General features: G+C 77.4%; 6 protein-coding genes and 1 pseudogene. 6 read left to right on the forward strand and 1 reads right to left on the reverse strand.

Going from position 1 to position 7,725, the window contains the following annotated elements; all coding sequences use genetic code 11:
* Nucleotides 1-8 precede the first annotated feature (8 nt).
* From cydB to ABZ793_RS18410, 4 genes are all read left to right on the forward strand, one after another.
* Nucleotides 9-1,016 (forward strand): cytochrome d ubiquinol oxidase subunit II, encoded by a 1,008-nt coding sequence (gene cydB / locus ABZ793_RS18395; protein WP_357458481.1) that lies wholly within the window; start codon nucleotides 9-11, stop codon nucleotides 1,014-1,016.
* Entirely contained in the window at nucleotides 1,013-2,692 is a 1,680-nt protein-coding gene (gene cydD / locus ABZ793_RS18400; protein WP_357458484.1) for a thiol reductant ABC exporter subunit CydD, read from the forward strand. Before cydB ends, cydD begins: the two co-directional genes overlap by 4 nt.
* Nucleotides 2,689-4,470, forward strand: a complete 1,782-nt coding sequence (gene cydC, locus ABZ793_RS18405; RefSeq protein WP_357458487.1) for a thiol reductant ABC exporter subunit CydC — start codon at nucleotides 2,689-2,691, stop codon at nucleotides 4,468-4,470. The genes cydD and cydC overlap by 4 nt, the downstream gene beginning before the upstream one ends.
* Before the next feature lie 91 nt (nucleotides 4,471-4,561).
* Complete coding sequence (locus tag ABZ793_RS18410; protein ID WP_357458489.1) at nucleotides 4,562-5,230, forward strand: permease prefix domain 1-containing protein; 669 nt, start codon at nucleotides 4,562-4,564, stop codon at nucleotides 5,228-5,230.
* A gap of 121 nt (nucleotides 5,231-5,351) precedes the next feature.
* Here ABZ793_RS18410 and ABZ793_RS18415 read toward each other — a convergent pair whose 3' ends face one another.
* On the reverse strand, nucleotides 5,352-5,693 hold the full coding sequence (locus ABZ793_RS18415; protein ID WP_350703543.1) for a helix-turn-helix transcriptional regulator: 342 nt from the start codon (nucleotides 5,691-5,693) through the stop codon (nucleotides 5,352-5,354).
* Between the two features lie 117 nt (nucleotides 5,694-5,810).
* Between ABZ793_RS18415 and ABZ793_RS18420 the strand changes: the two genes are divergently transcribed.
* Nucleotides 5,811-6,749 carry a DNA primase gene (locus tag ABZ793_RS18420; RefSeq protein WP_357458492.1) on the forward strand — a complete coding sequence of 313 codons (939 nt, stop codon included), beginning with the start codon at nucleotides 5,811-5,813 and terminating at the stop codon, nucleotides 6,747-6,749.
* A gap of 40 nt (nucleotides 6,750-6,789) precedes the next feature.
* Nucleotides 6,790-7,725: pseudogene (locus ABZ793_RS18425) on the forward strand (transposase); the annotation flags it as partial.

Genomic DNA, 7,725 nt, shown 5'->3' on the forward strand with positions numbered 1-7,725 from the left:
GAGACGACGTGGAACTCGCCTGGTACGCCCTGCTCGGCCTCTTCTTCGCCACCTACCTGGTGCTCGGCGGCTACGACTACGGCGTCGGCCTGCTGCTCGCCCGGGGCGCCGACCCGGCCCGCCGCCGCGCCGCCCTGAACGCCGTCGGCCCGTTCTTCCTCGGCAACGAGGTCTGGCTGGTGGCCGCCGTCGGCATCCTGTTCGGCGCCTTCCCCGTGCTGGAGGGGGAACTGCTCTCCGGCTTCTACCCGGCCGTGGTCGGCGCGCTGGTCGGGGTGATCCTGGTTACCGTCGGCGTGCAACTGCGCAGCCGCCCGGCAAGCCCACGGGCCCGCACCGGCTGGGACCGGATCGTGGTCGTCGGCAGCCTGCTCGCCGCGCTCGGCTGGGGCGCCCTGCTGGCCGGGCTGCTCCAGGGCGTGCCGCTGCACGCCGACGGGCACGTCGCCGGCGTGACCCACCTGTTCACCCCGTTCGTGGCCGCCACCGGCCTCGCCGTCGTCGCGCTGGTCGCCCTGCACGGTGCGACCTTCCTCACTCTCCGGCTGCCGGCCGCCGAGGCCGCGCCGGTCGGGCGGCTGGCCCGCCGGCTCGTCCCGGTGGCGCTCGTCGCCGTCGGCGCGGCCACCGCGCTCGGCCTGCTCTCCGCCGACGTACGCGCCGCCGCGCGGCAGCCCGCGGTGGGCGTACTGCTGCCGTTGCTGCTGGTGGCGGCGGTGCTGGCGGCCCGGGTGGCGCTCGGCCGGCGGCGGCCCGGGCTGGCCTTCGCCGCCACCGGGGCGGCCCTGGCGCTGCCGGTGGCGCTGGTCGGCGCGACCCTCTGGCCCTACGCGCTGGTCTCCACGGTCGACCCCGGCGCGTCCCTGACGGTGGCCGACGCGGCGGCGAGCGCGCCCACGCTGCGGCTGCTGGGCTGGCTGACGGTGCCGCTCCTGCCGGCCCTACTAGGCTTTCAGGCGATGTGCTGGTGGGTTTTCCGGGGACGGACCGACGGCAGGGCACCGGTGTACTGGTGAACCGCCGTCCGTTCGACCCGCGTCTGCTGCGCCGGGTCCCCGCGGCCCGGCGCGACCTCGCCGTGCTCGCGCTGCTCGGCGTGCTGGCCGCGGGGCTGGTCGTCGCGCAGGCCACCGCGCTGGCCGCGCTGCTGGCGACCGGGTTCGACGGGCGGCTGGACCGGCCCGCCCTGGCCGGCTTCGTCGCCGCGGTGGCTGCCCGCTCGCTGCTGGTCTGGGCGCAGGGCACGGTGTCGGCGCGGGTCGCGGCGACGGTCAAGGCGGCGCTGCGCGAGGAACTGCTGGGGGCGGTCGGGCGGCAGGGCCCCGGCTGGGTCGCCGGCCAGCGCGCCGGGCAGCTCGCCACGCTGGCCGGGCGCGGGCTGGACGCGCTGGACGCCTACTTCACCGGCTACCTGCCGCAGCTCGTGCTGAGCGTCACCGTGCCGGTCGCCGTGCTGGTGCGGGTCTTCGTCGCCGACTGGAGCTCGGCGCTGATCATCGCGGCCACCCTGCCGCTGATCCCGATCTTCGGCGCGCTGCTGGGCTGGCAGGCGCAGGCCGCCACCGAGCGGCAGTGGCGGCGGCTCTCCCTGCTCGGCGGGCACTTCCTCGACATGGTCGCCGGGCTGCCCACGCTGCGCGCGTTCGGCCGGGCCCGGGCGCAGACCGACGCCGTCCGCCGGATGGCCGACGGGCACCGGGTGGCGACCATGAAGACGCTGCGGATCGCGTTCCTCTCCGCCCTGGTGCTGGAACTGGTCGCCACCCTCTCGGTGGCACTGGTCGCCGTGCCGGTGGGCGTACGGCTGCTCGGCGGCGGCCTGACCCTCCAGACCGCGCTGCTGGTGCTGCTGCTCACGCCGGAGGCGTACCTGCCGCTGCGGGCGGCCGGCAGCCGGTTCCACGCCAGCATGGAGGGCCTGACCGCGCTGGACGAGGCACTGACCCTCTCGGCCGCCGCCCCCGCGCCGGTCGCACCCGGCGGGGGCGCGGCGACGCCGGACGGCCGGGGCGAGATCCGGTTCGAGTCGGTGACCGTCGCGTACGAGCGGACCACCGCGCTGCGCGACGTCACGCTGACCATCCGGCCGGGCGAACGCGTCGCGGTCGTCGGCCCGAGCGGCGCCGGCAAGAGCACGCTGCTCGGCTTGCTGCTCGGCTTCGTGGCCCCGACCGCCGGCCGGGTCACCGTCGGCGGGGTGGACCTCGCCGGCACGGACCTGGACGCCTGGCGCCGCCAGGTCGCCTGGGTGCCGCAGCGGGCCCACCTCTTCGCCGCCTCGCTGGCCGACAACATCCGGCTCGGCGCCCCCGACACCCCGGACGCGGCCCTCGCCACCGCCGTCCGCGACGCCGCCCTGGACGACGTGGTCGCCGGCCTGCCCGACGGGCTCGCCACCGTGCTCGGCGAGCGCGGGCACGGCCTGTCCAGCGGGCAGCGGCAGCGGGTCGCGCTGGCCCGCGCGTTCCTGCGGGACGCCCCGGTGGTGCTGCTCGACGAGCCGACCGCCCGGCTGGACACCGCGAGCGAGGCCGTCGTCCTCGACGCCACCCGCCGCCTGGTGGCCGGGCGGACGGCCCTGCTGGTGGCGCACCGGCCGGCGCTGCTCGCCGACGCGGACCGGATCCTGCGGATCGAGGACGGCCGGGTCACGGAGCTGACCCCGGCCGCGGCCGGGGAGGCGACCCGATGACCGACGAGCCGATGCCGCCCGGCGGCTCCGCCGGGACCCGCGCCCGCTCCCCCGAGCGAACGGTGCTGCGGCTGGCCCGGCCGTACCTGAACCGGCTGCTCGGCGCGGGGCTGCTCGCCGCCGCCACCGAGTTCGCCGGCCTCGCCCTGATGGCCACCGCGACCTGGCTGCTGATGAGCGCCGCCGGCCGGCCCCCGCTGGACCGCCTCACCGTGGCGATCGTCGCGGTCCGGGCGCTGGCGGTCGGCCGGGGCGTGCTCCGCTACACCGAGCGGCTCGCCGGGCACGACGCCGTGCTGCGGCTGATCACCGACGTCCGCGCCCGGGTCTTCGCCAGCCTCGCCGCCCGGCCGACCTTGCGGCAGCGCTCGGGCGACGCCCTGAGCCGGCTCGTCTCGGACGTGGAGGCGGTCCAGGACCTGCTGCTGCGGGTGCTGGTGCCGGCCTCGGCGGCGGCCCTGGTCAGCCTGGTCGCGGTCGGCGGGGCGGCGCTGATCTCGCCGGCCGCCGCCGGGGCGCTCGCCGTCGGGCTGCTGGTCGCCGGGGTCGCGCTGCCCGCCCTGGCCACCGCGCTGACCCGGCGCGCCGCCGCCGAACTGGCGCCGCTGCGCGGCGCGCTCGCCACCGACGCGGTCGACCTCACCCACGGCGCCGCCGACCTGGCCGCGTTCGGTGCCACCGGGCACGCACTGGACGCGGCCGGGGAACGCGCCCGGCGCCTGGCCCGGCTGGAGCGGCGGCTCGCCGCCACGGGCTTCGCCGTCGACGCGGCCGGGGTGCTGGTGGCCGGGCTGACCGCCGGCGCGGTGGTGCTCGCCGCCCTGGCGGCGGACGTGGACGGGGTGCTGGTCGGCGTCCTGGCGGTCGGCACGCTCGCCGCCGTCGAGATCGCGCTGGCGCTGGTCGGGGCCGCCCGGCAGTGGACCCAGCTCCGCACCGGCCTGACCCGGGTGGCCGCCCTGCTGGAGAGGGCGGACGAGGTGCCCGCGTCCGACGGGGCGCCGGTCGGCCCCGGGCCGTACGACGTGCGGTTCGAGGCGCTGACCGTGCGCTACCGGGAGGGCGCCGCGCCCGCCCTGGACGGGCTCGACCTGGAGCTGCCGCCCGGCCGTCGGGTGGCCGTGGTCGGGCCGAGCGGCGCCGGCAAGAGCACCCTCGCCGCCGTCCTCACCGGCTCCGTACGCCCCGAGCGCGGGCGGGTCACCCTGGACGGGCGGGACCTGTCGACGTACCGGGCCGGGGAGCTGCCCCGCGCGGTCGGCGGGCTGCTCGCCGAGGCGTACGTCTTCCACGCCACCGTGCGGGAGAACCTGCTGCTCGGGCGGCCCGACGCCGACGAGGACGAACTGGCGGCGGCGACCGCGGCGGCCGGGCTGCTGGACTGGGTCCACGCGCAGCCGGACGGCTGGGACACCGTGGTCGGCGAGGAGGGCGGTCAGCTCTCCGGCGGCCAACGGCAGCGGCTCGCGCTGGCCCGGGCGCTGCTCGCCGCGCCGGGCGTGCTGGTGCTCGACGAGCCGACCGAGGGGCTCGACCCCGCCGCCGCCGACGCGGTGCTCGCCTCCGCGCTGGCGGCCACCCCGGCCGGGCACTCCGTGCTGCTGATCAGCCACCGGCTCAGCGGGCTGGCCGACCTCGACGAGATCGTGGTGCTGGACGCCGGCCGGGTGGCCCAGCGCGGCCGGCACGCGGATCTCGTCGCTGCCCCCGGCTGGTACCGGGACCAGTGGCTGCTCCAGGAGGCCGCCGAACGCGGGTACCTGGCGCTGCGCCCCTGAGCCCGGCCCGCTCCTCCCCGGCCCCCACCTCCGGGTCGGGCCAGGGTTGCCCCGGACGCCGCCCGGCGGCCATCCGTGGCAGGGTGGTGCCATGCGGTGCGACGACGCGACCATGGTGGAGGAGCGGCTGCGGGAGTTGGACGCGCGCCTGCGCGGGCCACGCCGGCTGAAGTCCGGCCTGCTGACCGAGGCGCGGCACGGCCTGCTGGACGCCGTCGACGCGTACCGGGAGGACGGGCTGCCGGCGGCGGAGGCCCAGCGCCGGGCGGTGGCCGAGTTCGGGTCCGCGGCGCTGCTGGCCCCGGCCTACCAGGCGGAGCTGGCGGTGGGCGCGCTGCGCGGGCTGTCGCTGCGGGTGCTCGGGCTGGCCGCGCTCGCGTTCGTCGCCGGCGACCTCACCTGGCGGGGGGCGAGCTGGAGCGACGGGCCCCGCCCGCCGGCCGGCTACCAGCTCCTGTCGGCCTCGGTGAACTGGATCTGGGCCGCCGCGTTCGTGCTGGCGGCGGTCGGGCTGCTGCTGGCCGGGGCCGGCCGGTGGGCGCTGCGCGGCAACGGCGCGATCGGCCGGGCGGTGGGCGCGGCGCTGACCGGGCTCCTCGCCCTCGGCGTGCTGGCCGGCGCGGCCCTCTTCGCGTGGTCGATCGGGTTGTGGGAGGGCGCGCTCACCTGGCCGCCGATGCTCGTCGGGGCCGTGGCGGCCGCCGCCGGCTACGTGTGGCTCGGCCGGGCCGCCCGCACCTGGCTGCTCGCCGCCCGCTGACCCCGCGGGCCGACCGCCCCGCCGAGGCGCCCGCCGAGCAGCTTGTCGCCGCCGGCGGTGACCAGGGCCGCCCCGGCCCGCGATCGCGGTGCCGGGCGTCGACGGGCCGGGCCGGGCGTCGTCAGGCGGGCGCGGTGGGTGGGGCGTCGGTGTCGAGGAACCGGCCGACGGTGCTGCTGAACTCGCGCCACCCGGACCGCTCCCCGGCCAGCGCCCGCCGCCCCGCGTCGGTGAGCTGGTAGGTCCGCCGCTCGCGCCCGTTGACGGTGCTCCAGGTGCTGGCCACGTGGCCGGCCCGCTCCAGACGGCGCAGCGCCGGGTAGATGGTGCCGGTGGGCAGGTCGAGCTGGCCGTCGCTGCGGTTCCGCAGCGCCTCGATGATCGCGTAGCCGTGCATCGAGCCCTGCTCCAACACGGCGAGCAGCAGCGCGTCGAGGTGTCCGTGCAGCGCCTGGGCCTTCATGCGTAGAGAGGCTACTTGTTGGCGGGCGGCTCCGCCACCGGGGTGCGGCCACGGTCACCCGGAGTCGCCCACTAGGGTATGTGCCCAGAGTCACTCGTCGGCGGCGCACGCCGGCGGGTGGGCAACCCGAAGCACACGGAGGTCAGCGTGGCCCGCCAGTCGCCCCAACGGCCCGACGCCGACGAGCCCGAGCTCGACGACGTGGACGACACGGCCGAGTCCGACACCGCAACCGTCTCGGCCGAGGCCGCCCGCGCCCTCTGGGACGAGCTGCGGATCGACCCGGTGGAGATCGCGCTGCCCGCCGGCACCGGCTACACGCTCCGGGCGTACCGGCCGGCGCGGGAGCTGACCCCCACCGACGTCGCCGAGCGCGACCAGGACGACCCGTTCCTGGCCCGCCGCCAGGTCGTCGTCGAGGACGAGGACGACGAGACGGTCGTCATCCTCGACGAGGAGGTCGCCCAGGACTTCGCCGAGAGCGACGAGGAGGACGGCAAGACCCGCCGCGACACGGCCGACGACGAGGACGCCGAGGCGGCCGCCGAGGCCGAGGACGAGGCGGGCGACGAGGAGGTCCCGGTCTTCCTCAGCCACCGCGGCAAGCTGCTGCTGTTCAAGACGCCCGAGTCGCTGGTCAGCTTCATCCGTTCCGGCGCGCCCAACGACCTGTCCCAACTGGACAGTTGGAGCGAGCTGTCCGAACGGGTGGAGCCGGCCGACATCGCGCCGCTGGACGAGGACATCTACGAGCTCGACCTGGTGGTGGAGAACCTCCGCGGCGGGCACGACACCTGGGATCCGACGCTGCTCATCGAGGCCGGCGAGGTGGCCCGTGACCTGGCGTACGCGCTGCGCCTGCCCGCGGTGCTGGACATGCTCTCCGCCGGTTCCAGCCTGGACGACCTGGACGAGGCGCTGCGCGCCACGGTCGACGGCGGCGTCGGTGGGTTCTTCGGCCGTCGGCGGCTGAAGAAAATCGGGGCACAAACCGCAAGTCTGGGTTGGCGCACCATTGTCGGCAAGATCTCTGCGGTCGTGGACTGGCGCGACTGACCCTTTACGGGGAGCATCAGTCTCTGGCAGAGAAAGCCTTGTGTCCCGGGAGGAGGACGACGCCGTGGCGCTCGTGCGCGTGTACTGCGGTCTGGCCTCGGCGGATCCGGCCGACCGACCGGCTTCGGCCGGTTCGACGCTGACGTCCGCTGTGGTCGACGACGCAGGCCGTCTGCTGCATGTCTGCGAGATCGGCGACGACCCGGCTGGCTACGCCCAGCTGGTCGCGCTGCTCGTGGAGCGGTCGGGCGGGCCGAGCGGTGCGGCGATCGCCGCCGACAGCGACGACCACACGGTCACCTCGCTGCTCAGCGCCGCGGGTCGTCCCCTGGCGATCGCCGACGACGACTCCGTCGACGACTTCGCCGAGCGGTTCGCCGACGACGACTCCCTGGAGGAGATGCAGTCGCCCCCGGCCGAGCGGCGCGCCGTCGGCCTGGCCCGCGCCCTGCAGGCCGGCGCGCTCTCCGCCGTCACCCTCCCGACCCCCCGGGACCTCGCCGGATACAAGCAGGTGCTCGCCGCGCACGCCGCGCTGGCCAGCGGGCGGCACTCCGCCGCCGTCGCGCTGCGCGAGGTGCTCCGCGAGCTCTACCCGGCCGCGTTACGCGCGTACCCGGACCCGGCCGAGCCGGTCTCGCTGGCCGTCCTGGACGCGCTGCCCGAGCCGGGCATGCTCAGCGGCCGCGAGGTTCCGGTCGCTGCCGACGCGGTCGCGGCGCAGCTCGCGGCCGGCGGGGTCGCGGGCGCCGAGGAGCTCACCGACGCCGTGACGGCCCTGCGGGTCGCCATCAGCGAGACGCCCCGGCGCGCCACGGTCAACCGCGTCCTCACCTCCGCCGTGGCGGAGACCGTGCGGCAGGCCGTCGCCTCCGTCCGGGCGTGCGACGCCGGCTGCGAGGCACTGGTCGGCGCGCTCAACGCCCGCACGGGCACGCCCGCCGCGGCGGCCCCCGGACGTCGGGCCGCGGCCCCC

The sequence above is a fragment of the Micromonospora sp. NPDC047465 genome (assembly GCF_040643125.1).
Taxonomy (GTDB): domain Bacteria; phylum Actinomycetota; class Actinomycetes; order Mycobacteriales; family Micromonosporaceae; genus Micromonospora.

Coding starts and splice junctions, on each gene's coding strand:
- ABZ793_RS18410 (WP_357458489.1), top strand. CDS start 4,562: ATGCGGTGCGACGACGCGACCATGGTGGAGGAGCGGCTGCGGGAGTTG.
- ABZ793_RS18415 (WP_350703543.1), bottom strand. CDS start 5,693: ATGAAGGCCCAGGCGCTGCACGGACACCTCGACGCGCTGCTGCTCGCC.
- cydC (WP_357458487.1), top strand. CDS start 2,689: ATGACCGACGAGCCGATGCCGCCCGGCGGCTCCGCCGGGACCCGCGCC.